This window comes from Micromonospora sp. ZG13, from assembly GCF_059359355.1.
Genome location: NZ_JCADBQ010000045.1, coordinates 1 through 1163, shown reverse-complemented (window position 1 = coordinate 1163; position 1163 = coordinate 1). Strand labels below are relative to the sequence as shown.

Below are 1163 nucleotides of genomic sequence, written 5' to 3'. Positions count from 1 at the left end.
AGACCACGCTGCCGCGAGAACTCGATGAACGTCCCCGGCGTCGCCATCACCGTCACACCACCGGCCAACGCCAGATCGCACTCACCACTGCGCAACGCCTGCGCCGCCAGGTGCAGCGCCACGAGGCTGGACGAGCACGCCGTGTCGACGGTCACCGCCGGGCCCTCCAGCCCGAACGTGTACGCGACCCGACCGGACAGGACGCTGCCGGAGGTCCCGGTGCCGACGTAGCCCTCCACCTCGGTCGGCAGGTCCATGAGGCGGGAGGCGTAGTCGTGGTACATCACACCGGCGAAGACACCCGTCCGGCTGCCCCGCAACCGCTGCGGGTCCAGCCCCGCCGACTCGAACGACTCCCACGACGCCTCCAGCAGCAACCGCTGCTGCGGATCCATCGCCAGGGCCTCACGCGGCGAGATCCCGAAGAAGCCCGAGTCGAACTCCGCCGCACCGTACAGGAAGCCACCGTGGCGCGTGTACGACGTGCCGCTGCGGTCCGGGTCCGGGTCGAACAGCGACTCCAGGTCCCAGCCCCGGTCCGCCGGGAACTCGGAGATCCCGTCCCCGCCGCCGGCCAGCAACTCCCACAGTTCGTCGGGGGATTCCACCCCGCCGGGGTAGCGGCAGGCCATGCCCACGATGGCGATCGGCTCGTCGGTGCCGACGATGGCACCGGCGACCGGGCCGGCGACCGAGGCGCGAACGCCGGCCAGCTCCGACCACAGGTATTCGGCGAGCACGGCCGGGGTCGGGTAGTCGAAGACCAGCGTCGAGGCCAGCCGCAGCCCCGTGGCCGCGTTCAACCGGTTACGCAGGTCCACCGCCGTCAGCGAGTCGAAGCCCAACTCGCGGAACGCCCGATCCGCCGGCACCGACTCCACGCCACCGTGCCCCAACACCTGCGCCACCAGACCACGCACCAGCACGTCGACCTGGGCGCGGCCCTCGTCCTCGGTCAGCCCGGCGAGCCGCTCGGCCCAGCCGCCACCGCCCTGTCCCGCCTGGCGGCGGGTGCCGGTCGCACCGATCAGGGTGCGCAGTACGGCCGGCACCGGGTTGCCGGAGGTCGCCGCCCGCAGCGCGGGAACGTCGATCACGGCCGGTACGAGGGCCGCACGGTCGGCGCCCAGGGCGGCGTCGAACAGCTCCAACCCGACCTCGGC

At 72.8% G+C, this 1163-nt stretch carries 1 protein-coding gene; it reads right to left on the bottom strand.

The window, feature by feature from the left end; translation table 11 throughout:
- Positions 1–1163 (bottom strand): acyl carrier protein (locus AC5L34_RS29465; protein ID WP_494827914.1); only part of this gene is annotated, 1163 nt, incomplete at both ends.